Source organism: Parasaccharibacter sp. TMW 2.1891 (genome assembly GCF_023337675.1).
Taxonomy (GTDB): Bacteria; Pseudomonadota; Alphaproteobacteria; order Acetobacterales; family Acetobacteraceae; genus Bombella; species Bombella apis.
In genome coordinates this window covers 568,849-595,397 of the sequence record NZ_QORT01000001.1, presented here as the reverse complement: position 1 = coordinate 595,397, position 26,549 = coordinate 568,849, and the positions used below count along the sequence as shown (strand labels likewise).

The window sequence follows — 26,549 nt, the reverse complement described above, 5'->3', positions numbered from 1 at the left end:
CGCCATTTTTTTTACATTTTCTGCCAGAGCATCAGAGGCGGATCAGGGGGGATAGTCCACGCCACCCGGATGAAAAGGATGGCATCTGCAAATGCGGCAAAGTGTCAGCCACCCACCCCGCACAGGACCATGACGGCGGATGGCTTCCTCGCCATAAACGCTGCAACTGGGATGAAAACGGCACTGCCGTCCCATGAATGGACTGAGGAACAGGCGATAGAGCCTTATCAGCCCCAACAGAAGAAGCGAAAACAGCCCGCTGGCCGCCCTCACTCTGCCTCTTCCCGGCCAAGGGCCTGCAGAACCCGACGCACGTCATGCTTCAGAAGGGGGAAAGGCCGCTTTCTGGTTGCGGCGCGTCCGATCAGGACGAGATCACCAGAGGAAGAACAGCCTTCCTCTTTCACCACCAGGCGGAGAGCCTCCCGCAGGCGGCGACGGGTACGGTTGCGCACGACAGAATTACCGACCTTCTTGGTCACGGTAAAACCGGCCCGTACCGTCACGTCCCCCGGCTCCGGCAGAACCTGGCCAATCAGCCCGGGAGACACGACCTTATGGCCCTTACGGGCCACACGCAGAAACTGCGACCGCTTCTTCAGGCGGTCAGGCTGTTTCATGCTCAGGCAGAAAGTTTCTTGCGGCCCTTGGCGCGACGGCTTGCCAGAACACGACGACCACCAACAGTAGCAGAACGCGTGCGGAAACCGTGGCGACGCTTACGAACCAGACGGGAAGGCTGATATGTGCGCTTCATCTTTTCAATCCTCTAATCTCAACAACACACCTGTGAAGACGTGTATCAGAACAGGACGCACCCAGTAACGCCCCTCCACTCAGGGAGTGGCTTTTAAGGGGATGGCCCTGCCCTGTCAATCCTGCAATTCCATCCAGAGCGGACAGATCCCGAAGCTGTACCCGGCTTTTGAGCTCAGGCGTCCTTCTTTTCAATCAGCTCGATCTTGTAGCCATCAGGGTCCTGCACGAAGGCAATGACAATACCCGTATTGCCCATCGGTCCGGCCTCACGGGTGACACGCCCACCGCCCTGGCGGACCACGTCCACAGCTGCTGCGACATCACGCACGCCAACAGCAAAATGCCCGAAGCCTGTCCCGTGTGTGTAATCCTCGGTCTGATCCCAGTTATAGGTCAGTTCGATCTCGGCCTCACCACGGGCATTACCCTCATAACCAATATAAACCAACGTGAAACGCCCCTCCGGCACCTCCAGCCTACGGAGTTCACGCATGCCCAGAAGGTGATAAAAAGCCAGACTGCGATCAAGGTCCCGCACACGGACCATCGTATGAAGATAGATGCTCATATATCTTTATGTCCTTTTGTCAGAAAGGAAGTCTGGTCCCAGCCCGTAGAGAAACAGTCCCAGACGATCCGCCTCCTTTATACAGCGATCTGGCTCCATGACCAAGGTAAGCCGTGCGGGAAAGGCGATCCCCCGCAACCCGGCTGCTGCCGCATTCCTGATAGTGACCGGCCCAATGGCAGGCATGTCCGCCCGCAGCTCCTGTCCTGCCTTTGGCATTTTCACGAGCACCCCACCAGCCACCCCATCCTGCCGCAGACCTCCACAGCGATGCAGCATGGCATCCGTTCCTTCAAGGGCCTCAACAGCCAGTGTCAGGCCATTCTGCACCACACATCCCTGCCCTATGTCCAGAGGCCCCATGACAGACAATATGCGCACGGCCTGATGAATGTCGGCCATGGCCTGACGGTCAGGGGGAACCCTGCCCCATGCTCCCCAGCGATTGCTCTCCGTATCCAGGAATTCATGCGCTCCCCGCACCCGGAAGCCTTCTTCTTCCAGCAGCCGGATGATGGATGCCAGCAGGCCGTCATCACCGGCAAACAGGGCACGCCCAAGCCGGGCCAGCAGGCGCACCCCCTCCGCATCTGGCCGCAAAGACCGCCATGAGGGCCGGCGGACAGGTCCTATCAGGACAAGTTCGGAACATCCCTGCCTACGCAGAGACCGAAGGATCGCACCGGCCGCTGCCAAACGGATCATTTCATGAGAATAAGGGGCCAGCAGGGCTTCATCAGCAAAACCCTGGAAGCCTATGAGAAAAGGCTCCCGCCCTCTTTTCCTGAGAGCCTCTGCCACCTGGGCTGGAAGCGGCCCGCCACCGGCCAGGATCCCAACCCGTGCAGGCCTGCTCACCTGTCAACATCCCTGTCACTGCCAGCCTGTCCCGGCCGCGTCAGCCCACGGCGGCTGGGAGCCTCCATGAAGCGTAGCATTTCCCGTACACGCTCAATGTGACCATAACGCTGACGCACCTGGTCCATGCGTTCTCCCAAAAGCGGCCCACCACGGCCAGACCGTGGATAAAGCTCCCGGAACGCCAGACGCATCTGCTGAATCTCACTGGCCTCCACGCCAGACCGCTTGAGACCGATCCAGTTCAACCCAACCAGCCTGGCCCGGTTACCCAGGACGCTGCCGTACGGGATGACATCCATCTCCACACCGCACAGCCCTCCGACAACAGCCCCATGCCCGATGCGGACAAACTGATGCAGGGCCGCAGAGCCCATGATCCTGGCATCGTCCCCGATCAGGACATGCCCCCCCATGACTACGTTGTTGACGATGATGACACCATCACCCAACACACAATCATGAGCGATATGGGCATTGGCCATGAGCAGGCAGCCCCGGCCAATCCGGGTTTCTCCCGTGCCTTGTGCCGTGCCCCGATGGATGGTCACATTCTCCCGTACAACCGTCCCTGCACCAATATGGCACCTGGTCGGCTCTCCAGCATATTTCAGGTCCTGCGGGGGATAGCCTACGGTCGAAAAGGGGTAAACCTCCACCCCATCCTCCAGCACCGTATGCCCGCCCACCATGACAGAAGCGTGCAGCCGGACATGATCTCCCAGCCGCACATCCGCACCGACCATGCACCAGGGACCAATCCTCACTCCCTGACCGAGGGACGCCCGTGGATCCACAAGAGCCGTGGGATGAATCTCGGTTTTTCCAGGGCGCTGTCCCGGTTCTGGCATCAGAATCAGTCCACGATCATGGCGCTGAAAGATGCTTCCGCCACCGTGGTTCCATCAACCTTGGCAACCCCACGGAACCGCCAGACCGTTCCACGGGCGCGTTCCTTGTTGACATGAATGCGCAGCTGATCCCCCGGCCCGACCGGGCGACGGAATTTTGCATTCTCCACCGTCATGAAATAGACCAGCTTGCCCTCGAAGGCCTTGCCCAGTGTCAGCACGACAAGCGTGGCCGCCGTCTGGGCCATAGCCTCAACGATGAGCACACCCGGCATGACAGGGCGTGCTGGGAAATGCCCCTGGAAGAATGGCTCATTGACTGTCACGTTCTTGATGCCAACGGCTGATTCCGCCGCCTTGATCTCTTCCATCCGGTCCAGCAGGAGGAAAGGATAGCGATGAGGAATCGCCTTCATAATCTGCATCACATCTACGCTCTCAGGCACCTGATGTGTCTGCCCAGCAGCATCACCCACTTATCTCATCTCCCGGTTTTTTTTCGACAAAATGCAACCGTCCGCCCCTGTCCCCGCGGGGAGAGGCAGTCAATGTCTACACCTTATTACCAAAAAAAATCCCGAAACACCAACTGGATCATCTTACTTGCGCGAAAGCTTACGCAACGTCGCCACATTTCGGAAGAATTCCCTGAACGGCATAGCCGGGCTGCCGATGACATCAGCCCCGGCTTCCACATCATTCATCACGCCACACTGCGCCCCGATACGGGCCTTGCTGCCAATGTGAATATGACCGATGAGCCCAGCCTGGGCTGCAATCGTCACGAAATCCTCAATCTCGGTGGAACCTGAAACACCAGCCTGCGATACCACGATGCAGCACCGACCCAGACGGGCATTGTGACCAATCTGCACCAGATTATCGATCCGGGTCCCGGCCCCGATGACCGTATCCCGCATGGAGCCTCGGTCAATCGTTGAATTGGCACCGATCTCCACACCATCCTCAAGGATGACACGCCCCAGCTGGGGAACGGTCTCAAATCCGTCAGGCCCCACCGCAAAGCCGAAACCATCCTGCCCGATCCGGGCCCCGGGATACAGGATGACCCGCTCCCCCAGCAGAGCATGAGTGAGAGTTACATGCGCCCCGATCCGACAGCCATCTCCCAGCACGACATGGTCCCCCAGCATGGCATGAGGCCCAATGACACAGCCATCACCAATCTGCACGCCATCGCCGATGACCGCAAAAGGACCTATCTCCACCCGGTCACCAATGACGACATTCTCACCAATGACAGCCGTCGGATGCTGGCTGGCCCGTGCAGGCGGAAGAGGATGGAACAGACGGGCAACCCGGGACCATGCCAGATAGGGCTCCCGACTGACCAGAGCGGCACAGCCTTCTGGCACCTTGTCCGCAAAAGCAGGGGCCAGCACGACGGCGCCAGCCTTCGTCTCCTTGAGAAGGGGCAGATAGCGGCGGTTGTCCAGAAAGGAGATGTGCTGCGGGCCAGCAGCATGAAGCGGGGCCACGCCCTCGAAAGACGCCCCCATCTCAGCGCAACCTGCGGCCTCCGCTCCCGTTACTTCCAGAAGGTGCTTCAACGCAAAAGGGCCACACCGCCTGAAAAAACGGGAATCACCCGGGAGCTGGTCCGCCACCATCGCCCTTCCCCTTACTTCTGGCGACGCAGGATGGACCCCTTGGCCTGTGCCGGAGCCTCGGCAGGCTGCTGCGGAGCCGCCTGATTCATCAGGCGTTCTTCATCAGCCGTTGTCGGCATCTTCCCGGATTTTGCCAGAACCTCCGGGTCCACCCCGTCATCCGGAATGAAGACATGCGGCAGAACCTTGTTCAGACGGTCTGCTACCTCCTCGGTTATGTCCTGACCATCCACATGCAGGACAGCCTGCTCGGCATGCAGAACAAGATTCATGCCATGGGCCGCAGCCACCTTGGCAATGATTCCATCACGCTGCTCCAGCACACGCTCGATCTGATGGAATGCCACCTGATAGGCTTCCTGAATGATCCGGGCCTTGTTGCTGAAATCCCTCTGATCCTTCGCACGCCGCTCCTGCAGATGACGGACACGGAGCTGGAGCTGGTCGGATGTCAGAGTGCGAGCCTGAACCTGAAGCTTCTGCTGCTCTTCCCGCCAGGCGCCCTCTTCCTTCTGCACCGCACGGGCCAGACGGTCACGACGCTCACCAAGCACCTGCTGCATTTCCTGCGCAGCCGTGGAAAGCTGCATCACACCCTGAACGCTGATGAGGCCAAGCACAACCGGCGGCGGGGCATCTTCCTTCGGAACAGCCGGAGAAGACGGTACAGGCGGCAGAGGCAGCACGGGCGCTGCCTGCTGCTGGCCTTCCCCATCTGGAGCGCCAGCATCACCACCATCATCCAGGCCTGCCATGTCCGGCACGGCAGCCGGAGCAGGAGCAGCAGCCGGAGCCGCATGATGATGGGAGGCGGCTGGAGCCGATGGCTGGGCCGTTTTCGGAACAAACCAGGCACCGTTTCCATCATTGCCATCAGCAGCCACGGAAGAACCAACCGCCATGAAAGCCAGAGCACTCGCGGTCATCAGGGTCAAAGGCAGTGAAAAACGTGACATGAAAAACCTCTTTATGAAAATGGGCATCCCCCAGGTCACCCTGCCAGCCCGGAATGAAGCCGGCATCGTGGCCTGCACCTTTCCTCAGAACTGCTGCCCGAAGCCAAAGCGAACCGGATAAAGCCTGTCCCCATGCTCACGATGGATCGGGACCGCACCGTCAATATTGACCAGGCCGAAGGGGCTCTTCCAGGAAATACCAAGACCACCAGAGACACGGGGCGTCATGGTGCTGCCGCCAATCGGCGTATAGTACGGGTCGTTCCAGTTACGGTAATGGTTGCGGTCCTTCACACGCTTGCCGGAAAGACTACCGGCATCGATGAAGCCACGCCCGGAGATGCCAAGGCTGTCACCCATCGGCAGCGGGAAATTCAGCTGGACAGATGCCGTGTACATGAAAGTACCACCGATCAGGTCCTCCTGTCCGGCACCCGGGCAGTAGCCATTACGGGCCTGCCCCAGCGGCGTATTGGCGGCACCGCTGTGGCAGGGCGCCTTGTAATGACTGCTGCGGGGCCCGACACCACCCTGGAGGAACCCGCGCAGGTTCTGACCACCGAGGTAGAAGTTGTCGACGATGTTGCGGTCGCCGCTGGAGCTCCAGTCATGCATGTAGCCAACACCGCCCTTGAACTGGAAGCCCCAGCTGTGGCTGCCTGTCAGGTCATCCAGCGGCAGATAATAGCTGCCATTGGCTTTGACACGGTAATATTTCTCGTTGCCACCCAGACCGGCAAAATCACCTCCGGCACTGAGAACGTAGCCAGACCGTGGATTCATGCGGTTGTCACGACGGTCATAAGTGATGTTCGTGCCAATCTGGGAAAGGAGCGACCAGCCTGCGGCATCACGCACATAAACGGACGGCGTGTCATCTTCCCACCCCGGATACTGCGACCCCGGCACCCCGTTACCCACGTGACGGTCCACGACCGTATAGGTCCAGGACTGGGAAAGATACCGGTTATAGGCATAACCAAGCCGGACAGACGCACCATACTGGCCTTCATTATAGCTCTGATACGTCTGGTAATTGTTCTGGATCGTATAAATGTCGAACCCGGCCACGAAATTGCGCCCGAGGAAGTATGGATCCGTCACGGACAGGTCGGCCTGTTTCTCATAATAGGCAACCGTACCGGAGAACCCGGCATCAATCCCGGTCCCCAGCAGGTTATGCTGCTTCAACCCGAGATTCCCCATGATACCGGCATCGGTCGAGTACCCACCGCCGAGGGAGAACTCGCCGGTTGGCTTCTCCACCACATTGGCACTGACATTGACCTTGTCCGGCGCAGACCCCTGGGACTGGTCCACATTGGTGCTGCTGAAATACCCCATATCCTGAAGGGCCAGCTTGGAATATTTGCGGTTGAACGGCGTATAGGCATCGCCCTCGACCATCGGCAGGTTGCGGCGGATCACATGGTCACGTGTGATCGTATTGCCGTTGATGTCGATCCGCTCCACATAAACATGCGGCCCCTCGACAATATCAAACAGCAGGTCAACGACCTTCTTTTCAGGATTGCGGGCAATCTCAGGCCGGACCATGGCAAACGGGTGCCCGTTGGCCTGGAGCCACTCCTGCATGTCCGTCGCATTGTCCTGCACGGCCGTACCGTCATAATACTGGTTCTTGTAAACCTCGATGTGCCTCTTCATCGTGTCAGCCGTGACATGATGCACATTGGAACGCACACCAATCTTGCCCAGACGGTACCGTGGCCCTTCATGCAGGGTGTAGGTGACGTAGAAGCTCTTGTGGTCCGGAGAGAGCTCACCCGTGGCATCCACCATGTGGAAATCCACAAAGCCGCTATGCAGATAGAAACGTCTCAGCAGTTCCGCATCGTAGCGGATACGCTCCGGGTTATATTCATCCGAGGAAGAAAAAAAACGGTACCAGGCATGTTCCTTGGAAGACACGACATGAGACAGGGCAGCTTCGCTGAAACTGTCATTGCCAACAAAAGCAATCTTCCGGACCAGTGTCTGCTGGGATTCATTGATGTTGAAGATCACATCAACACGATTGTGGGACAGACGGATGACCTGCGGCACCACCGTGGCCCCATAGCGGGCACGGGCCGCATACATGTTCAGGATTTTCTGCCTGTCCACAGCCACGGTCTGGGCCGAAAAGACGGCACGGGTCCGCAGGCTGATCTCCTTCATCAGGTCCTTGTCCTTGAGGGCATGGTTCCCCTCGAAGACAATCCGGTTCACCACGGGATTTTCCGTCAGCTCCACCAGCAGGGTGCTGCCTTCACGCCTCAGCGTCACATCCCTGAAGAGACCTGTAGCGTAAAGTGTCTTCAGCGAACGGTTCAGCGCATCACGGTCAAAACTGTCGCCCGGCTGCACGACCATGTAGGAAAGGACGGTACTGGTCTCGATCCGGGTATTGCCGTGGACTTCGATGGCCTGGATCAGACCACCGGCCGGCGCATAGCCATCCCCCGCAGACCGGCGGGCATGATGGATGCTGCGCCCCTTCTGGGGGGCTGCCTCTGCCGCACAGAGCAAAGCCGGTGCCGTACAGACAGAAGCCAGCAGAGCCAGTCGAACGGCCATCGGCCGGAACCTTTTCGTACGCAATCCTGACAAAACCGGTATTCCTCGTCCCAAATTTCTACGAACGGCCATCCCGCCACACAACCCTGATGCAGGAGGTCCAGACAGTCCCATACGCACAACCGCACCAGACAGACTCCCACGACATCACAATGAAGGGAGCTGCCTGTTTCAGTTATATACTCTACCCTAGAAGGTCTTTTCCATCATTGGAGGGGGAAAGATCAACCCCCATGTGCAAACAACCAGTGAAAAACTCCCAACCCTCTGAGATCATTCACCGTTGAGAAAATGAAAAGCCCCACGACCAGCAGCAGCCCGAACTGGAGGGCATAGCTCTGTGTCCGCTCGGAGAGAGGCCGCCCCAGAACTGCCTCAAAAGCATAGAAAAGCAGATGGCCGCCATCCAGCATCGGCACGGGGAACAGGTTCAGCAGGCCAAGATTGAGGGACAGGAGAGCCACGAACCCCAGCGCACTGGCCACGCCATAATCCACGGCCTGCCCGGACATGTGAATGATGCCGATGGTCCCGGAGAGCTGCCTGGCGCTCCGCTGCCCGCTGATGATCTGCCAGATTCCCTCCAGCATGTTGCCGCACATGTCCCACGTCTGCCCGATGGCCGCCGGAACAGCCTTGTAGACAGGCAGGGGCGCACTGTGGCTGACGGCAAAACCAACCCCCAGCCGACCGACGTCATGCCCCCCCTGCTGGATACGGTCCAGCGTGACCGGAAGCTCCAGGCTCTGCCCCTTCCGCAGCAGACCAACCTTCATGACCTCACCCGGATGGGCCGCCACCTGCGCCTGGATGTCGCCAATGCTCAGGATGTGATGCCCGTCCAGACGCTGTATCTCGTCACCCACCTGAAGCCCGGCCTTCATGGCTGCACCATTCGGGGCCAGCGTGCCGATGTCGGGCCGGGTCTCCGGCCTGCCAAAGCAGGACAGCAGCACCACGAACAGAAGGATCGTCAGCAGGAAGTTGAAGACAGGCCCCGCCACCGTCACGATTGCCCGCGAGAGGACAGACTTGCGGTTGAAGGCATTCTCGTCACCTTCTTCCCGGGGCGCATCGGGACGGTTCTCAAACCCGTGGAGTTTGACATACCCTCCCAGCGGCAGCAGGCTGATCTGCCAGCGTGTTCCGACCCGGTCCTTCCATGATGTCAGTGCAGGACCGAACCCGATGGAAAAGACGGTCACCTGCACACCACGCCAGCGTGCGGCCAGATAATGGCCCAGCTCGTGAATGAAGACGACGATCCCGAAAACGGCCAGACCGGCAAGGATGCTCTGAAGACTATGCATGGTCGGCCATCCGCTTCATCTGTGTCCGGGCCAGCTCACGCCCCATTTCGTCCCAGTGATAGACATCCTCCAGAGATGTCGGCACCGGGTTTTCCGGCATAGCCTGAAGGCTGGCATCAATCAGCTCACCAATGCCAAGGAAACGGATCTTCCCGGCGAGAAAAGCCTCCACGGCAATCTCGTTGGCAGCGGAGAACACGGTCGGGGCCACGCCACCAGCCCGCAGGACCTGACGGGCCAGACGCAGCGGGATGAAGCGGTCCTCATCCACTGCCTCGAAATTCATCTGCCCGAGCTTCACGAAATCCAGACGCTCGCATCCCGTCTGCATCCGGGTCGGGGCGGCCAGCGTGTGTGCGATGGGAATCCGCATGTCCGCCGTCCCCATCTGGGCCACGAAGCTGCCATCACGGAAACAGACCATGCCATGCACGACTGACTGCGGGTGAACCAGCACGTCTATCTGATGTTCCGGCAGATCGAACAGGCGGGCGGCCTCGATGACCTCCAGCCCCTTGTTGGCCATGGAGGCGGAGTCAATCGTGATCTTGGCCCCCATGGACCATGTGGGATGCTTCAGGGCCTGTTCGGGCGTGGCTTTCGCCATCTCCTCCTTCGTGGAGCAGCGGAACGGTCCGCCAGAGGCCGTGAGGACGATCTTCTCCACGAGGGACATGTCCGCCCCACCCAGGGACTGCACGATCGCATTATGTTCGGAATCAACGGGCAGCAGCTCGGCTCCGGCATCACGCACAGCTTCCAGCATGACGTTGCCAGCACAAACGAGAGCTTCCTTGTTGGCCAGAGCCACCTTGTGCCCGTTGCGGATGGCTTCCAGCGTGGGGGCCAAGCCGGCAGCCCCAGTGATGGCGGCCATCGTCCAGTCCGCTTCCAGCGCACCGGCCTCGATGACAGCCTGCCGTCCGGCAGCTACCTTCACGCCGGTGCCAGCGAGACGCTCTTTCAGCTCCTCGTAATGCTGCTCATCATTCAGGACGGCCAGCTCGGCGTTCAGCTCACGGGCCTGTTCGGCCAGAAGGGCAGCGTTCTTTCCCCCCACGAGAGCCCGCACCTGGATGGAGTCTGCCTGCTGCTTCAGAAGATCGACTGTCGAGACACCAATGCTGCCTGTACTGCCAAGCACGCTAATGCGCCGACGCCCGGAACCTCCCCCCATGGAATACCTCTCCCTTGATGATTTCAACATGATACGTGATGGCGGGTCTGCCTCATGACAGACCTATAGCAGAGACTGCCGCTCCAGAATAAGACTTAACGGAAAAGCTGCCAGAATGGCCCCTCTCCGGCCATGAGGGCCAGGATGGCTGCAACAGGGGCCGCCAGCAGGAGGGCATCCAGCCGGTCCAGCAGTCCCCCATGACCCGGGATGAGCCGCCCTGAATCCTTGACGCCCAGACGCCGCTTGAAGGCACTCTCCAGCAGATCGCCTGCCTGGGCCGCCACGGCAATCACTCCGCCCGTCAGGCAGGCAGAGAACGACCAACCATGACCCGACCAGTGCCCGACCAGCCCGCCGAGGATCACGGCTCCCACGATGCCCCCCAGCGAGCCGGAAATGGTCTTGCCGGGAGAAATGGCCGGGGCCAGTTTCGGCCCGCCAATCAGACGCCCGGTGGCGTAGGCGCAGCTGTCACTGGCTATGACGGCGAAAATGACGAAAAAGGTCTCCAAAAAACCGTCAGGCCGCCCCCGCAGCCAGAGCAGGGAAAAACCACCCAGCATGGCCACCAGAACCGGACCGCAGGCCCGCCTGCCAAACAGGACGCTGGACACCAGAAGGTAAAAGGCCGCAAACCACTGCCCTTTGATGGCGATCAGTCCACCACAGAGAGGCCAGAGCAGAAGCAGAGCACCCCGCAGACTTTTCATCGGCTGGCCAAGCAGGGTTTCCCCTTCCCAGACAATCCCGACCATGACGAGCAGCACCAGTACCCGATAGGCCCATCCACCAAACCAGAGACAGAGGAGCACCACCGGAACAATCACAAGGCTGGAGAGGATGCGTTTCTGCAACTCTGTCATTCTGGTCGCCCACCGAAACGCCTCTGACGGCGCATGTACCGCATCATGGCCTCGGCAAAATCCTTCTCACCGAAATCCGGCCAGAGCACGTCAAGAAACACAAGTTCTGCATAGGCGGATTGCCAGAGCAGGAAATTGGAAAGTCGGCTCTCTCCACTCGTCCGCATGACAAGGTCGGGGTCGGGCATGTCATGCGTCTGGAGGGCACTGGCGAACAGGGCTTCGTCAATCTCATGCGGCTCCAGCGTGCCCGCCCGGACCCGTTCGGCCAAATGGCGGGCACTTCCGGCAATCTCCGCACGACTGCCATAGGAAAGAGCCAGAGCCAGAGTCAGCCGGGTATTGTGGCATGTCTTTTCCTCTGCCCGACGCAGCTCCCGGCAGAAAGACGCCCCGAAACGTTCAGGATCACCAATGATGCGCAGCCGGACACCCTGCTCATCCAGCTCCCGGAAACGATGCCGCAGATAAAACTGCATCAGCCCTGTCAGGTCGCTGATCTCCTCACCAGACCGGCGCCAGTTCTCTGATGAGAATGCATAGAGTGTCAGATAATCCACCCCATGCTCCATGGCGGCACGGACGCAACGCTGCACGGCCTCGCCTCCCTCACGATGGCCCTGTGCGATCGGTACGCCACGTGCTCTGGCCCAGCGTCCGTTGCCATCCATGATGACGGCAACATGACGTGGGAGTGTGCCAGCCGGGCGGGAAGAAGGGTGAAGTTCCGACAATGTTCTGGCGATCAGACCTGTTTGATGTCCCGCTCCTTGTCAGCCAGCAGGCTGTCCACACGGCCGATATGCTCATCTGTCAGCTTCTGGATGGCAGCCGTCCAGACCTTCATGTCGTCCTGACTGATATCGCCATTCTTTTCCAGGGCCTTGGCCTTGTCCATGCCATCCCGGCGGACACCACGCACGGCCACACGGCCACCTTCGGCGTAACGGGCAGCGGCCTTGGCCATCTCGTTGCGTCGTTCCTCTGTCAACTGCGGGATGGGCACACGGATGGTCTGCCCTTCAGCAGCAGGGTTCAGCCCCAGCCCACTGTCACGGATGGCTTTCTCAACAGAGGAAACAACACTGGCATCCCAGACAGAGACCGTCAGCATCCGGGCTTCCGGCACGGCAACGGAACCAACCTGGGAGAGGGGCACCACGGAGCCATAAGCCTCCACACGTACCGGCTCCAGAAGGTTCGGGCTGGCACGGCCGGAGCGCAGGCCAGAGAGATCACGGCGCAGGCTCTCCAGCGCCCCTTCCATGCGACGTTTGAGGTCATCAAGCAGGTCGTTCAGTTCTGTGCTCATGGCAAATCACTTCCTCAGTAATCGTTCCGTTCGTCAGCCGGTGCGGACTGACATGGTAATCTGGTCGCTCGCTCTCAACCCTCAACAATCCGGGTGAAGCGCCCTTCACCTTTCATGGCTGCCGCAAAAGCCCCCGGCGCATGCATGTTGAACACGATGATCGGCAGAGCATTCTCCCGGGCGAGACTGACAGCTGCTGCATCCATGACCTTCAGATTGCGGGCCAGGGCATCCATGTAGGTCAGCTGTTCATAACGCTCGGCATCGGGATTCAGGCGAGGATCATCGGAATAGACACCATCAACCTGCGTTCCTTTGAAGAGGGCATCGCACTCCATCTCGTTCGCCCGCAGGGCAGCAGCCGTATCAGTTGTGAAGAACGGATTGCCCGTACCGGCTGCGAAGATGACCACACGGCCCTTCTCCATATGACGGACGGCCCGGCGGCGGATATAAGGCTCGGCAATGGAGGCCATGTGGATGGCCGTCATCACCCGGGTCTCCACATGACGCTTCTCCAGCGCATTCTGGAGCATCAGGGCATTGATGACCGTTGCCAGCATCCCGGCATAGTCCCCCTGCACCCGGTCCATTCCCTTGGCGGCAGCGGCCAGTCCACGGAAGATGTTGCCTCCCCCCACGACGAGACAGACCTGCCCGCCCAGAGCGGCCACACCGGCGATGTCCGCAGCCACCATGTCCACCATCTCCGGGTCAACACCGGCAGTTCCCTTGCCCATCAGCGCCTCGCCAGACACTTTGAGAAGGACCCGTTTATAAGGGAAGTTCGGCTCTTGGGGGGCGGTGCTCATGATCGTACCGGCTCTCTGGTTGATGATGTCCTGAAATCTGTCTGCTCCCTCATACAGAGCTACCCCTGCATGAACAAGCGAAACTCGTGCGCTTCAGCCATAATCTGCAAGACCGAGGGCCCGCAGGCGGGCTGTTTCCTTGTCCCACGCAGCCCTCTCCTTCACATTGAGGAAAAGATGGCAGGGAGCATCCAGAAGGCCTTCCAGCTGTTTCCGGGCCCGCATCCCGATCTCCCGGATGCGCTGCCCCCGCTCCCCGATGAGGATGGCCTTGTGCCCTGCCCGTGACACGTAGATCGTCACGTCGATGCGGATGGATCCGTCCTTGCGTGTCTTGAAGGATTCCGTCTCCACCGTGGCATGGTAGGGAATCTCCTCATGGGTCTGGAGGAAGACCTGCTCCCGCACGATTTCCGCTGCCAGCAGACGGTCTGGCAGATCTGTCAGATCATCTTCAGGGTAATGGTAAGGCCCAACGGGCATGGCCCTGGCCAACCCGTCCAGCAGGCCCTCAACCCCATCACCGGACCGGGCACTGACCATATAGACCTCTTCCACCGGCAGGAGGTCCGTGATGGCCTTCGTCAGGGGCAGAAGCTGATCCCGCTGGATGAGGTCTGTCTTGTTCAGCACCAGCCAGACAGGCCGCTTCCCCTCTTTCAGTCGAGCGATGATCTCCCTGATCTCGTCTGTCAGACCGATGCGGCTATCCACCAGCAGCAGGTTGAGGTCAGCATCCTGCGACCCGCTCCAGGCAGCATTGACCATCGCCTGGTCCAGCCGTCGGCGGGGCTTGAAGATGCCCGGCAGGTCCACAAACACGATCTGCGCCGCATCCCGCATCACAATGCCAAGCGTACGGAACCGTGTCGTCTGCGCCTTGGGGCTGACGATGGACAGCTTGGCCCCAGCCATGCGGTTCAGCAGGGTGGATTTTCCTGCATTGGGAGCCCCGACAAGAGCAACAAAACCGCAGCGTGTCTCTCCGCCCGTGGCGGTCTTTTCTGTATCCTCAGGCACGTTCTGTCTCCTGCCCCATCTTCTTCAGCAAATCTGTCGCCGCCGCACTTTCAGCCAGCCGCTTGCTGCCTGCACGGCCAACACCCACCTGCCCCAGTGCCCGGACCTCCACACGGAAGATCGGTGCATGGGACGGCCCATCAGCGGCGGTCAGTTCATAATGCGGCAAGGCCTCGCCACGCCCCAGCAGAAACTCCTGAAGCAGCGTTTTCGGCTCCTTGTGGGGCTGTCCACTCTTCTCGATGTCCCTGTCCCAGAGGCGACGGACCACATGCCGGGCCGGGTCCAGCCCGGCATCCAGATAGAGTGCGCCCAGCAGGGCTTCCATCGCATCGGCCAGAACGCTGGCCAGAACACGTATGCCGGCACTTTCCTCATGCTGGGCAATCTGTATCGCCTCGGAAAGCTCAATCCCTTCCGCAATCCGGGCCAGAACAGGACGGGAGACCAGATGGGCGTGGCGGGCCCCCAGAGCGCCTTCCTGCTCCTCCGGATAGCGCTCAAAGAGCCATTCCGCCATCAGCAGGCCAAGCACCCTGTCCCCCACGAACTCCAGACGCTCGTTGGACCCCTGCCCCCGTGGCGTTTTCCCCGGAGCATGCCCCTTCTGCCGCCCCCGGTTCCGTCCCTGCCGCCGTGGCACGGCGGACCGGTGGGTCAAAGCCTCATGCAGAAGTGCGGGGTCAGCAAAACGGTGTTCCAGCTTCGCCTCGACATGGCGGACAGCCTCATCACGTGTCATCATTCGTCAATACCACGCAGGAAACGGCCCCAGCGTATCTCTGTCGGCCAATACCAGAACTGCCAGGCCGGATGCCGCATATCAACGGAGAACAGCACCATCTTTGCCCGTCCGACCAGATTGATCACAGGCACGAACCCCAGATCATGACCGCCGCTATCCGTCAGATAATCACGCCCGGCAGGGACAGCACAGGCACCGCTCTCATGCCCTCCCTGAAAGCGGCTGTCCGAACTGTCATCCCGGTCATCCCCCATGGCAAACAGACAGCCCTCTGGCACGGTATATTCAGGCGTATTGTTGGCAAGGTCATCATCCCGCATCTTCAGGATATCATGCGGTACCGTCTTGCCATCCTCCCGGGGCAGCATTTCCCGATAACGGGTCCCAGACAGCACATAGCCCCGCTCATCCATCACGCTGTAATGCCCCCGGTCCTCCCGCGGCACTTCCTGACCATTGATGAAGAGATGCCCCTGTTCCATGCGGATGCGATCCCCGGGCAGGCCGACAATCCGCTTGATGTAATCGACTGACGTATCCTTGGTGAACCGGAACACCGCCACATCCCCACGGTGCGGCATGGAAGCGAACACACGTCCCGAAATGAACGGCGGCGAGAACGGAAAAGAATACCGGGAATAACCGTAGCTCATCTTGGAGACCGCCACAAAATCCCCGACCTGAAGGGTCGGGATCATGGAGGCAGACGGAATATTGAACGGTTCGACCAGCAGTGAACGTACGGCAACCACCAGAATGAGCCATAGAAGAATCTGTCTTATGGAGGCCAGAAGGCTTTCCGGCTTTTCTGTCTGTTCTTCCTGTCTGTCTTCGTTCATGGTCCCTGTTCATCCTGTTCTGGCAAGAAGCAGGCAGACTGCCCTGCCCGTTTCTGCCATAGCCTGCCTGACCCGCCGGGTCATGCGTTAATTCCATCCTGACGATATTTCAAGCCGCCAAGACTAAAGGGCAACAGCCTGTATCAGCACCTGTGCCATGGCCATGGGCGGCTCATCACTCAGGCTCAACAGCAATTCGGCCCGATGCCCTGCTGGCAGGCGCTGGTCCAGAAGGGTCGCCGCTGCGCCCGAAAGGCTGAGCACAGGAGCCCCCAGATCATTCCGCCCCACGGAAATATCCTGAAGCTGCACCCCCTGGGCAAAGCCTGTTCCCAAAGCCTTGGCGCAGGCCTCCTTCGCTGCCCAGCGTTTGGCACAGGCCCCTGCCCGGGCCGCCCCCCGCAATGCCTGCACATACTGACGCTCCTCCAGCGTGAACACACGCTCCAGAAACGCATCCCCATGGCGGGCCAGGGCCCGTTCGATCCGCCCGATGGAGCAGAGATCAACCCCGATCCCCAGAATCATGAGGTCATCCCTTTGTCCGTTCGGCCTGAAGAACACCCTTCTCGGCCCGGAACCCTGCCAGAACCGTTGCCAGATGCCCCTTGCTCCGCACCTCGAGGTCCACCAGAATTTCCATGAAATCCAGCTGGCGGTTCACGATCCGCAGATTGATCACGCTGGCCTCGTGCCGTGTGGCCAGGTTGGTCAGCGCTGCCAGAACAGCCGGGTCATTTCCCGCCACGACGGAAAGGCGGGCCGTGTAACGGGGGGCATCCCGCCCTGTCCGCCCAAGGGCCTCCTCACTCCATGAGATTTCAAGAAAGCGCTCGGGCATGTCCGAAAACATGCTGAGATTGTGGCATTTGCGCCGATGTACGGTCACTCCCTTGCCCTGGGCAATGATGCCCACGATGCGGTCCCCCGGCAAAGGACGGCAGCAACCCGCAAAGTGCAGTTCAATACCCCGCCCGACACCATTGACCAACGTGCCCTCATAACTGGAAGGCCGTCTTGGCGGCAGGGGCTTCTGGTCCAGCCTTCCCTCCAGCCGGGGGGACAGGCCGGGCACGATACGGGGCACCTGCCCCTGACGGGACAGCTCCGGATAGGCCGCCCCTACAACATCCCTCGGGTCCAGCTGCCCGGCCCCGACGCTGCCATACAGCTCATCAAGGCTGTTCTGCTTCAGCGTGCCAAGAAGGCCCTCCAGCACTTTCTCCGACCCATCAACACCTTTCTGGCGGAACGCACGGGCAACAGCACCACGGCCATTCTCAACGTTGTTCTGCCGCTGCTGAAGGGCCACGAAGCGCCGCACACGGGCACGGGCCTTGCCCGTGACGACAAACCGCTCCCATGACGGGGACGGCGTGCCCCCCCGTGCCGTCATGATGTCGATCTGGTCGCCATTCTCCAGAACATGCTTCAGCGGGACAAGACGCCCATTGACCTTGGCCCCCACACACCGGTCCCCGACCTGACTGTGTACGGCATAGGCAAAATCCACCGGCGTAGCCCCACGAGGCAGGGAAATGAGCTGTCCCTTGGGGGTGAAGCAGAAGACCTGATCCTGATAGAGTTCGAGCTTGGTATTCTCCAGAAACTCGTCCGGCCCCTGACTGTCCTCCAGAATGTCCAGCAGGTCCTGCACCCAACGCAGCTTGCGGGTATAGGCCCCGAATGTTTCCGAAAGAACGGCCGTCTCATGCTCGCTGGGGCTGCTGCCATCCTTGTAGCTCCAGTGGGAGGCCACGCCATTCTCTGCCAGATCGTGCATCTCCGGTGTGCGTATCTGCACCTCGATCTTCTGGCTGTGCGGCCGATAGAGCGTCACCCCTGTATGCAGGGACTGGTAGCCGTTCGTCTTGGGGGTGGAGATGTAGTCCTTGAAGCGTCCGGCAATCATGGGGTAGGCCCCGTGCACCGCCCCCAGCGCCGCATAGCAGGCCTCTCTCGTGGGCACGAGAATGCGGAACGCCATGATGTCGGAAAGCTGCTCGAAAGCAACATTCCGCCGCTTCATCTTTTCCCAGATGGAATAGGGGGATTTTTCCCGCCCGATGACGGTCGCCCCCTCCACCCCGGCTTCCTTGCAGAGTGTGGCCAGCTCGCAGCGTATCTGCTCGATCATGTCCGCACCCTGCCCACGCAGGTAATTCAGCCGGGCCCGGATGGTGGCATCAGCCTCCGGCTCCAGATTGACAAAGGCAATATCCTGGAGTTCCGTCTTCACCCGGTCCATGCCGATGCGTTCGGCCAGAGGGGCGTAGATGTCCAGTGTTTCCCTGGCGATACGCTGCCGCCGGTCTGTCCGCTGGACATAATGCAGCGTCCGCATGTTGTGCAGCCGGTCCGCCAGCTTGACAATGAGCACACGGATGTCCCGCGACATGGCGAGCACCAGCTTGCGGAAATTCTCCGCCTGCTTGGTCCTGTCGGACTGAAGCTCCAGCCGTGTCAGCTTGGTCACGCCATCAACGATGGCCGCTACATCCTTGCCAAAACGCCCTGCCAGCATCTCCAGAGAGATGCCCGTATCCTCCACGGTATCATGCAGGAAACCCACCATGATGGACACGGGGTCCATACGGAACCCGGCCAGTATGTTGGCCACGGCAATCGGATGGGTGATGTAAGGATCACCATTGTCCCGGCACTGACCCTCATGGGCTTTGGCGGCCAGATCGTAGGCCTCCTGCATCAGGGCCAGATCAGCATGGGGATCGTAACAGCGGACCCGCTCCAGCAGGCCGCTTATGGAGGGGTGGAAATCCTGCAAGAGGGCGTCCCCGGCACCAGCCACCGTCTCCGCCGGGAGATCGGTGGAAAGCAGCGTTTCATCAGCCATGGATCAGCCCCCATTCTTCACTGATGGAAGAACCTGCATCCCATCCCCGCCCGAAGGCGAAGAAAAGGGGGCCCTTCCCCAGGGCGCACACCTCAGTTCCTGAAAGGCTTAGCGACGCCCCCGGCCGGAGCCGGCTTCATCAGCTGCCATGTTGGCAGCTTCCTCTTCCGCAGATACATCCTGAAGACCGAAAATGTTCTGGTCTGTCGGGATGAGGTCCATCACTTCCTCATCGGAAGGCTCAACTTCCGGCTGGTTGCTCATGGAGCGGACAATGCCGTTCTTCAGCCCCTCGAGGCTCACATGATCCTCGGCGATCTCACGCAGGGCAACAACGGTATTCTTGTCATTATCCCGCGGAACCTGCATCTCCTCCCCGCGGGAAAGACCACGGGCCCGCTGGGCGGCCAGCAGCACCAGGTCAAAACGGTTCGGAACCTTCTCGATGCAGTCCTCTACGGTCACACGTGCCATAAAACCGGCGCTCCCCACTCACATGCTGAAATGGCCCCTGCAAACGGGCCGGGACAGCCCCACCTGCCGAAACAGGCAGCCCATCCCATTGCTATCTCACAATCTGGACTTTTGTTACCACAAAGGCCTTTATTGACGCAACGCAAAGCTGTAAGAGGGAAGCAGGAGGCTGTCCTGCTTTCTCCACCCGACATGCCTTCCATCATCAGATCTGGTGCTGAGTCCGCCATACATACGGAACAGGGAAACAATCAAAGGGCAGCCCTGCCCGAGACTGACAGGACATTTCTTGATCAACACTCCCCGCACCCAAGACTAACCCAAGACCATATGTGAGCCATATGTCCAACCTTCTCCTACGCAAAAACGATCGCACATCACTTTTCATCAACGGGGCCAGCCTGCACCACGCCGCACGCAACCTGGGGTTCGAGGTCGATTTCCTCGCCCTGCGGGATCTTTTCGAACAGCAGTGTTCCTTCCAGCGGGCCTTCTATTATGCGGCCATGCCGGAGACGGAAGATTACTCCCCCCTCCGCCCGCTGACAGACTGGCTGGCCTATAACGGCTATCATCTGGTCACCAAGACGGCACGGGAATTCACCAACCAGTCCGGCCAGCGCCGCGTAAAGGGCAACATGAATGTCGAGCTGGCCGTGGACCTGATCGAACAGGCCCCCCGGCTGGACCATATCGTGATCGTCAGCGGGGATTCCGACCTGCGCCGTGCCGTGGAGGCCGTGCAGTCCCGTGGCGTGCGGGTCACGGTCATTTCCTCCGTCAAGACGACACCACCGATGATTGGTGACGACCTGCGCCGCCAGACAGACCACTTCGTGGAACTGGCTGACATTGCTCACCACTTCACCCGCCGCAATGCGGACAACCGGTCCCGTCCCCCCATCCGCCACCCGGCCGATGCAGAAGATTACGACGACGAGGAATGATCCTTTTCCAACCCCGCTCCGGCGGGGTTTTTTCATGGCGGCTTTCCATCACGCTTCCGCCATCCCTCTTTAATCCCCGCCCACCCCGGTCCATCTCCTCCATACAGACTGACTCAACAAACCCTGGAAGGAACCCACCCATGTCCATCAAGACCATCGGTTTCATCGGTTATGGTGCCATGGCGTCCCTCATGGGGCGCAATCTGGTCCGGGCCGGATACGATGTCGTCGCTCACACGCCATCAGGCCGGAGCAATGGCGCTGAGGCGGATGTCCCCATGCTGGCCTCTCCCCGCCTCGTGGCGGAAAGGAGCGACGCCATCATCATCTGTGTCCCGAATGACGAGGCGGAAAACACGACCCTGCATGGCCCGGATGGCCTCCTGGCGGGATTGCGGAGCGGGCAGCTCGTGCTGGACACCTCCACCGTCTCACCGGAACAGGCCGACCACCTCGCAGCCCTGCTGGGTGAGCGCAATGTCGCCGTGCTGGACGCCCCCATGTCAGGCAGCACGCCGGAAGCCGAAAAAGGGGCCCTCATCATGCTGGTGGGAGGCCCGGAAGCAACCGTAACGCTCGCCCGCCCCATTCTGGACCATATCGGCCGCATCACCATCCATGCCGGTCCGGCCGGGAGCGCAGCCCGGCTGAAGCTCGTCGTCAACGGCATCATGGGGGGCACGCTGAACATCATTGCTGAAGGGATCGCCTATGGCCTGGCCGCTGGCGTGGAGCGCAGCGTCCTTTTCGATGCCCTTCAGGAACTGGCCGTCATCAGCCCCCATCACAAGCGCAAGATCGGCATGGGCAAGGCAGGGCATTTCCCCTCCCAGTTTCCAACCCGCCTGATGAGCAAGGACATGGGCCTGCTGATGGAGGCCGCCCGCCGCTGTGGCGTCCCGATGCACGGCATGGCGGCAGCCTCCCAGAATCTGGCCGCCTCCAATCGGAATCATGCTGATGACGATTACTCCGCCCTGATTGCCCGGATGGAACGGGAGGCTGCCAACCGCTGAAAGGTACCCAGCGGCCCTTCTTCCCACTATTGGGACTGTTTTACTCTTTTTTTAAGACACTCCGCCCCACACACCTTGACGTTGCCGCCCGGCAACCATAGCTAGAGGGGGTCATGAATTGGCAGGAGGGATGCCTCCTGCCCCTCATATGTCAAGGAAGATTCACATGGCTTTTGAACTCCCAAAACTCCCCTATGCCGAAAACGCCCTGGCCGATGCCGGCATGTGCCAGGAAACACTGGAGCTGCACCACGGCAAGCACCATCAGGCCTATGTCACAGCCCTGAACGGCTTCGTCGAGAGCAAGCCGGAACTGGCAGGCAAGGCCCTTGAAGAAATCATTGCCCTGTCTCACGCTGATTCCTCCCTGGCCCCGGTCTTCAACAATGCCGGCCAGCACTGGAACCACTGCATCTTCTGGAACTGCCTCTCCCCCAACGGCGGCCGCATCCCCGGTGCGCTGGAGAAGAAACTGACCGAGGATTTCGGCTCCGTTGATGCCTTCAAGGCCGCTTTCAAGCAGGCTGCCACGACACAGTTCGGGTCTGGCTGGGCATGGCTGGTTCTGGGCTCCGATGGCAAGCTCAAGGTCACCAAGACGGCCAATGCCGCCAATCCGCTCTCCGAGGATGAGGGGCGTACGCTGCTGGGGCTGGATGTGTGGGAGCACTCCTACTATCTGGACTTCCGCAACCGTCGTCCGGACTACGTCACCAACTTCCTCGACCGTCTCGCCAACTACGAGTACGCCGAGAGCTGCCTAAAGGGTGCCTGATCGTCCGGCCCACCCGACATGAGAAAGGCCCTGCCACGGTTCATCGTGGCAGGGCCTTTTCTTTATGGTGCCAGCTGGGCATGAAACCCGCTGAGGAACGTTCCCTTACGCCTCGTTGGCAGGCTTGCCCTCACGCCGCAGGATGGTCGTGATCGTACTGCGGATGACCTTCACCTTCACGCCCTGTGCGATTTCCACATCCACTTCCTGCGAATCATCACGGGTGTTCTGTACCGTCCCCACGATGCCACCTGCCGTGACAATCCGGTCACCACGACGCAGGCTGTTCTGCTCCTCCCGCAGTTCACGCTGGCGCTTCTGCTGTGGGCGGATCAGGAAGAAATAGAAGACCACAAAGATCAGCACGAAAGGTGCATACTGCACAAGCGCTGCCGAACTGAAGGCGCCGCCATTGGTACCGGCATCAGCGGCATAAGCCGTGGAAAAAAGAATATTGTGCATAGGTGGTGTTGGTTCCATCTTGATGAGATAATTGCGGACCATATCGTGCCAGACCGTCACGTCAAGCTCATTACACAGGAAGACCATGCCAGCAACCGCTCTTCTCCCTCTCCTGACCCGCATTGCCGAAAGTCTGGAACGCATGGCTCCTCCACCAGCAAACCCTGCCATGCTGGATGACCCCACGCAGGACAGCTTCATCTGGCAGGGCGGGAGCGGCCATCTGCTGCCCATCCCCCACATGCAGGCCGTCCCGCTGAAGCTGCTGAAGGGCATTGACCGGCAGATCAGGCAGGTCATGGGCAACACACGCTTCTTTGCCCACGGACTGGCAGCCAACAACGTGATGCTCTGGGGTGCCAGAGGCATGGGCAAGTCCTCGCTCGTCAAGGCCTGTCTTCTGGCCGTCAATGAGGAACAGCGCAGGAACGGCCAGCCCCCGCTGGCACTGATCGAGATTCCACGGGATGACCTCGCCACCCTGCCGCAGCTTCTGGCCCTGCTGCGCCGCACCTCCCGCCGGGTCATCCTGTTCTGTGACGATCTCTCCTTCGAGACGCAGGATGCGGATTACAAGTCCCTGAAATCGGTCCTGGATGGGGGCATCGCCGGACGGCCTGACAATGTGCTGGTCTATGCCACCTCCAACCGCCGCCACCTCATGCCGCAGAACATGATCGAGAATGAAGCGGGGGATGCCATCAACCCGGGCGAGGCCATCGAGGAGAAGGTGTCCCTCTCCGACCGGTTCGGCCTGTGGATCGGCCTCTATGGTGCTTCCCAGCCCCATTATCTCAGCATCATCAATGCCTATGCGGAGGAGAGGCAGCTCCCCATCGCCAGGGAGGAGCTGCACCGGCGTGCCCTGCAATGGGCCATGCAGCGGGGCAGCCGCTCCGGCCGGGTCGCCTCGCAGTTCATCACCGCCCTGAGTGCCGAACTGGCCGAAGAAGCCCGCTGAACAGCAGAACAGCCCGCCTGAAACCAGAGCGGGCCGTTCTTCATGCTGCGGACCAGTCAGAAGGCTGCACTGATCGTTCCGAAATATTCCCGTGTCGCCCCGCGCTCCAGGGACTGGTAATCCCCCACGGGCGGGTTGTTGTTCTCACCCATCATGGCGATATATTTGTTGTTGAACAGGTTGTAGACGTTGAAGCTGACCGTCAGGTCCCGCACGCCTGCCAGTTTCCTGAACGTATAAGTCACCCCCGTATTGGCCAGCCAGTAGCTGCCGATTGAGGTGTCGTTCATGAAGCTGTAATACCGCCTGCCAAAATAGTTGGCATCAAAATGCGCATTCAGCCCACGCCATGTATAGGCGATGGAAGCCTTGTACATCCACGCCGGGTAATTGACGATGTTCTTGCCCTTCAGCGGGTAATAATTCCCGGCACTGGAGGTCACGTTCCGGTCATAGGTGCCCTTGTTGTAACTGAGCGTATTGGTGATGATCAGCCCCGGCAGGGGACGGACGGACACGCTGCCATTGGCCCCCGTCATGGAGATGCGCCCGAAATCGAATTCTTCAGAAATCGGATTGAACATCGTTCCCCGTGCCCCAGCCAGAAGCTCGTGCATCAGGGTGGAGTGATAGACGGTCGCATCCAGCTGCACGATGGAAGACGTGAAACGATACCCCCCCATGTAGGTCCAGGCCCGGGCCGGTTTGGTCTGCGCCTTCTGCCGCAGAAACTCCTGCTGGTTGGGCACGGAGAAGAGCGAGTTGGCCACACCCGTGCCGGAGACCTCATAGGCCCGCATGTTCTTGGAGACGTCGATGTAGAACTCGTTCTGCCGGTTCAGACGCCAGTCCAGATTGAAATGGGGCAGGAAAGCTCCCGTGGCATGAAGGGAGCCGGAGGGCAGGCCACCGGCATCCAGAGCCGCCCATGAGTCGTCATTCTCATGCCCGCCACCGGATGTCTGGGAGATCAGGGAGCGGAAGCCCGCTGTCAGCGTCAACCCCTTGAGGATGGTGTAGGTGTCCTGAAGGTGGGTCTGCACCACATTGGTACGCCATCTGAAATTATAGACCCGGTCGGCCGGCCCATACACATTGTAAGGCCCGACCGCCTTGACGGGCGCACCCGCCCCCAGCTCCGGCTCCAGATAATTGTAAAGCCCGGCGGTCTGGTTGTTGTTCTCGTACCAGACACCCGTGTTGATCCTGTGATGCCTCCAGCGATAGTCCAGACTGCTGTTGATGCCGAAACGCTGCTGGCTGTTCTTCCAGACTTCCTGATAGAGCGGCACGCCATTCGGCGTGGCGACCTGCAGGTCCGGGTCCTCCGAAGCGGCGGATGCGGCAGCCGTGTAGCTGTAATTGCCGGACTGGGCGTGACCATAGGCCGTGGTATGCCATGTCAGATGGTCCGTCAGGGCAAGATCAAGATTCAGGCCACCCAGAAAATTGGTCTCATGCTGCCCACCGTCATAATAGGGCATCTGACAGGCATTCACCTGCCCGTTGGACCCCGGATAGGCCATGAAATTGTTCGGGCTGTTATTGCACTGCTGCGCCCACTGATAGGCCTTGCCATAATCCGGGTAGAGATGCGGGACACGCCAGCCCAGATTGTTGATCATCCCCAGTGAGAGGTCCGGATAGTTCTGCTGCTGAAGGTCCGTCCAGTCGAAGAAGGCCGAAACCCTGCTGCGCTCGCCAAGCGGCTGCACCAGCTTGGCATTGACCTGCTGAAGGAACTGGTCCCCCTTCCCCTCCCACATGCCTTCATCCGTACGGGCGTAGGAGGTGTAGAATTTCGTGCCGGAGTCATTCAGACGGCCGGAATCAAACCGGGCATAGGTGCGGTAAGACCCATAACTGCCAAAAGCCTGGCTGACCTTGCCCCCCAGCCTGTCGGACGGATCGCTGGAGGTGAAACGGATGGTCCCGCCCAGCGTGTTGGTGGACGGCACGTCCACGCCACCCCCACCCTGCGACATCGTCATGCTGCCGATATCATCAGGAATGATGGCCGAGGCAAGGCTCAGACCATTGACGGACTGATAGGTCTGGTCATTCAGGGGAATGCCATCCAGCGTCACGCCCAGCTGGTTCATGAAGAAGCCACGGACGTACAGATTCGCCCCGAAACTGTCGATTCCGAACGGGTCCGTGGAGGTGAAGCTCACGCCCGGCATACGGTCCAGTGCCTTGTAGGGGCTGGTCCCGGGCACATATTCCTTCATCACGCTTTTCGGTACGACCAGCTCCGCCGCCCGGCTGACATGCGAGGCATGGACGGACAGGCTCTGCACCCCATGAGCAGACACATATTTCGGCCTGTGATGGCTGGCCGCCTTCACACGCCCTGCACCAGTCCCTGCCGCTGCTGCCTGGTTTCCACCCTTGCCTGTCATATCCCGGCGACTGCCATGCCGGTGCCCCGTCAGGGTGTGCCCACCATGCTGTGCGGCAGAAACACCTGCCGTTTTACCAGCAGAACTCACCGGAGTTGATGAACGGGTCTGGGCAAAGGCAGTTCCACTCCCCATTCCCAGAAAAATGGCAGCAGAGGACAGAAGAAGATGGCGGCGCAATGCGTCTGGCACTCCCAACAATATTGGCACACAATAAAAAGCCCATGTCAGGGTTGTCTCCCTGTCAGGGCAGCTATCAACTCATGTTATGGTGGACTTCCTACAGAGCAGCAGCCTCTGCCGCAAAGGTTATGACGTTTTTTTAACGTTTCCTCTTTCCCCTGTGACATAAAAGGCGCATTTTCAACTGGCAT

Annotated in this window: 28 protein-coding genes; 4 read left to right on the top strand and 24 right to left on the bottom strand. The window is 60.1% G+C overall.

The features are described 5' to 3' along the window. Positions 1 to 42: 42 nt before the first annotated feature. The 22 genes from yidD to rpoZ form a co-directional block, all read right to left on the bottom strand. On the bottom strand, positions 43 to 273 hold the full coding sequence (gene yidD / locus DTJ15_RS02565; protein ID WP_081563013.1) for a membrane protein insertion efficiency factor YidD: 231 nt from the start codon (positions 271 to 273) through the stop codon (positions 43 to 45). After that, positions 270 to 620 carry a ribonuclease P protein component gene (gene rnpA / locus DTJ15_RS02560; RefSeq protein WP_043560650.1) on the bottom strand — a complete coding sequence of 117 codons (351 nt, stop codon included), beginning with the start codon at positions 618 to 620 and terminating at the stop codon, positions 270 to 272. The genes yidD and rnpA overlap by 4 nt, the downstream gene beginning before the upstream one ends. A 2-nt stretch (positions 621 to 622) precedes the next feature. Continuing rightward, a complete protein-coding gene (gene rpmH / locus DTJ15_RS02555) occupies positions 623 to 757 on the bottom strand; it encodes a 50S ribosomal protein L34 (protein ID WP_081563011.1) in 135 nt (44 codons plus the stop codon). A gap of 174 nt (positions 758 to 931) precedes the next feature. Then, positions 932 to 1,327, bottom strand: coding sequence for a lactoylglutathione lyase (gene gloA / locus DTJ15_RS02550; RefSeq protein ID WP_043560652.1), 396 nt, complete (start codon positions 1,325 to 1,327; stop codon positions 932 to 934). A gap of 6 nt (positions 1,328 to 1,333) precedes the next feature. Further along, a complete protein-coding gene (locus DTJ15_RS02545; RefSeq protein WP_043560655.1) occupies positions 1,334 to 2,185 on the bottom strand; it encodes an LpxI family protein in 852 nt (283 codons plus the stop codon). After that, positions 2,182 to 3,036, bottom strand: a complete 855-nt coding sequence (gene lpxA, locus DTJ15_RS02540; RefSeq protein WP_249109322.1) for an acyl-ACP--UDP-N-acetylglucosamine O-acyltransferase — start codon at positions 3,034 to 3,036, stop codon at positions 2,182 to 2,184. The genes DTJ15_RS02545 and lpxA overlap by 4 nt, the downstream gene beginning before the upstream one ends. 5 nt (positions 3,037 to 3,041) lie before the next feature. After that, positions 3,042 to 3,461 (bottom strand): 3-hydroxyacyl-ACP dehydratase FabZ, encoded by a 420-nt coding sequence (fabZ, locus tag DTJ15_RS02535; RefSeq protein WP_154981692.1) that lies wholly within the window; start codon positions 3,459 to 3,461, stop codon positions 3,042 to 3,044. A gap of 174 nt (positions 3,462 to 3,635) precedes the next feature. Continuing rightward, entirely contained in the window at positions 3,636 to 4,667 is a 1,032-nt protein-coding gene (gene lpxD / locus DTJ15_RS02530; RefSeq protein ID WP_043560663.1) for a UDP-3-O-(3-hydroxymyristoyl)glucosamine N-acyltransferase, read from the bottom strand. Positions 4,668 to 4,678: 11 nt separating this feature from the next. Then, complete coding sequence (locus DTJ15_RS02525) at positions 4,679 to 5,623, bottom strand: OmpH family outer membrane protein (RefSeq protein WP_103765425.1); 945 nt, start codon at positions 5,621 to 5,623, stop codon at positions 4,679 to 4,681. Between the two features lie 84 nt (positions 5,624 to 5,707). Beyond that, positions 5,708 to 8,203 (bottom strand): outer membrane protein assembly factor BamA, encoded by a 2,496-nt coding sequence (gene bamA / locus DTJ15_RS02520; RefSeq protein WP_043560665.1) that lies wholly within the window; start codon positions 8,201 to 8,203, stop codon positions 5,708 to 5,710. Between the two features lie 224 nt (positions 8,204 to 8,427). Continuing rightward, positions 8,428 to 9,513 (bottom strand): RIP metalloprotease RseP, encoded by a 1,086-nt coding sequence (gene rseP / locus DTJ15_RS02515; RefSeq protein WP_249109321.1) that lies wholly within the window; start codon positions 9,511 to 9,513, stop codon positions 8,428 to 8,430. Then, a complete protein-coding gene (dxr, locus tag DTJ15_RS02510) occupies positions 9,506 to 10,690 on the bottom strand; it encodes a 1-deoxy-D-xylulose-5-phosphate reductoisomerase (protein WP_249079408.1) in 1,185 nt (394 codons plus the stop codon). Before dxr ends, rseP begins: the two co-directional genes overlap by 8 nt. 95 nt (positions 10,691 to 10,785) lie before the next feature. Further along, positions 10,786 to 11,556: a phosphatidate cytidylyltransferase gene (locus tag DTJ15_RS02505; protein WP_043560672.1), complete on the bottom strand. Its 771-nt coding sequence runs from the start codon at positions 11,554 to 11,556 to the stop codon at positions 10,786 to 10,788. Beyond that, positions 11,553 to 12,290: a polyprenyl diphosphate synthase gene (uppS, locus tag DTJ15_RS02500; protein WP_283162639.1), complete on the bottom strand. Its 738-nt coding sequence runs from the start codon at positions 12,288 to 12,290 to the stop codon at positions 11,553 to 11,555. The genes DTJ15_RS02505 and uppS overlap by 4 nt, the downstream gene beginning before the upstream one ends. An 11-nt stretch (positions 12,291 to 12,301) precedes the next feature. Then, entirely contained in the window at positions 12,302 to 12,868 is a 567-nt protein-coding gene (frr, locus tag DTJ15_RS02495) for a ribosome recycling factor (RefSeq protein ID WP_043560677.1), read from the bottom strand. Positions 12,869 to 12,942: 74 nt separating this feature from the next. Beyond that, the gene (gene pyrH, locus DTJ15_RS02490; protein WP_043560680.1) at positions 12,943 to 13,680 is read right to left on the bottom strand and encodes a UMP kinase; all 738 of its coding nucleotides are present in this window, start codon (positions 13,678 to 13,680) and stop codon (positions 12,943 to 12,945) included. A 93-nt stretch (positions 13,681 to 13,773) separates the two neighbouring features. Beyond that, positions 13,774 to 14,700, bottom strand: coding sequence for a GTPase Era (era, locus tag DTJ15_RS02485; RefSeq protein WP_052349102.1), 927 nt, complete (start codon positions 14,698 to 14,700; stop codon positions 13,774 to 13,776). Further along, the gene (rnc, locus tag DTJ15_RS02480) at positions 14,693 to 15,445 is read right to left on the bottom strand and encodes a ribonuclease III (protein ID WP_086431112.1); all 753 of its coding nucleotides are present in this window, start codon (positions 15,443 to 15,445) and stop codon (positions 14,693 to 14,695) included. Before rnc ends, era begins: the two co-directional genes overlap by 8 nt. Beyond that, positions 15,442 to 16,284, bottom strand: a complete 843-nt coding sequence (gene lepB / locus DTJ15_RS02475) for a signal peptidase I (RefSeq protein WP_043560682.1) — start codon at positions 16,282 to 16,284, stop codon at positions 15,442 to 15,444. The genes rnc and lepB overlap by 4 nt, the downstream gene beginning before the upstream one ends. 123 nt (positions 16,285 to 16,407) lie before the next feature. Then, positions 16,408 to 16,812 (bottom strand): holo-ACP synthase, encoded by a 405-nt coding sequence (acpS, locus tag DTJ15_RS02470; protein WP_081563005.1) that lies wholly within the window; start codon positions 16,810 to 16,812, stop codon positions 16,408 to 16,410. Positions 16,813 to 16,816: 4 nt separating this feature from the next. Next, positions 16,817 to 19,138: a bifunctional (p)ppGpp synthetase/guanosine-3',5'-bis(diphosphate) 3'-pyrophosphohydrolase gene (locus DTJ15_RS02465; protein ID WP_081563004.1), complete on the bottom strand. Its 2,322-nt coding sequence runs from the start codon at positions 19,136 to 19,138 to the stop codon at positions 16,817 to 16,819. A 108-nt stretch (positions 19,139 to 19,246) separates the two neighbouring features. After that, complete coding sequence (rpoZ, locus tag DTJ15_RS02460; protein WP_043560688.1) at positions 19,247 to 19,612, bottom strand: DNA-directed RNA polymerase subunit omega; 366 nt, start codon at positions 19,610 to 19,612, stop codon at positions 19,247 to 19,249. Between the two features lie 341 nt (positions 19,613 to 19,953). On the opposite strand from rpoZ, the gene DTJ15_RS02455 reads away from it, so the two are divergent. From DTJ15_RS02455 to DTJ15_RS02445, 3 genes are all read left to right on the top strand, one after another. Further along, positions 19,954 to 20,559 (top strand): NYN domain-containing protein, encoded by a 606-nt coding sequence (locus tag DTJ15_RS02455; protein WP_043560690.1) that lies wholly within the window; start codon positions 19,954 to 19,956, stop codon positions 20,557 to 20,559. 140 nt (positions 20,560 to 20,699) lie between these two features. After that, positions 20,700 to 21,575 (top strand): NAD(P)-dependent oxidoreductase, encoded by an 876-nt coding sequence (locus DTJ15_RS02450; RefSeq protein ID WP_081563003.1) that lies wholly within the window; start codon positions 20,700 to 20,702, stop codon positions 21,573 to 21,575. A gap of 166 nt (positions 21,576 to 21,741) precedes the next feature. Beyond that, a complete protein-coding gene (locus DTJ15_RS02445; protein ID WP_043560695.1) occupies positions 21,742 to 22,350 on the top strand; it encodes a superoxide dismutase in 609 nt (202 codons plus the stop codon). A gap of 105 nt (positions 22,351 to 22,455) precedes the next feature. Here DTJ15_RS02445 and yajC read toward each other — a convergent pair whose 3' ends face one another. Continuing rightward, positions 22,456 to 22,812, bottom strand: a complete 357-nt coding sequence (gene yajC, locus DTJ15_RS02440; RefSeq protein WP_043561439.1) for a preprotein translocase subunit YajC — start codon at positions 22,810 to 22,812, stop codon at positions 22,456 to 22,458. Between the two features lie 85 nt (positions 22,813 to 22,897). Between yajC and DTJ15_RS02435 the strand changes: the two genes are divergently transcribed. Then, a complete protein-coding gene (locus tag DTJ15_RS02435; protein WP_249109319.1) occupies positions 22,898 to 23,773 on the top strand; it encodes an ATP-binding protein in 876 nt (291 codons plus the stop codon). Positions 23,774 to 23,829: 56 nt separating this feature from the next. Here DTJ15_RS02435 and DTJ15_RS02430 read toward each other — a convergent pair whose 3' ends face one another. Further along, positions 23,830 to 26,367: a TonB-dependent receptor gene (locus DTJ15_RS02430; RefSeq protein ID WP_248630402.1), complete on the bottom strand. Its 2,538-nt coding sequence runs from the start codon at positions 26,365 to 26,367 to the stop codon at positions 23,830 to 23,832. Positions 26,368 to 26,549: the final 182 nt, after the last annotated feature.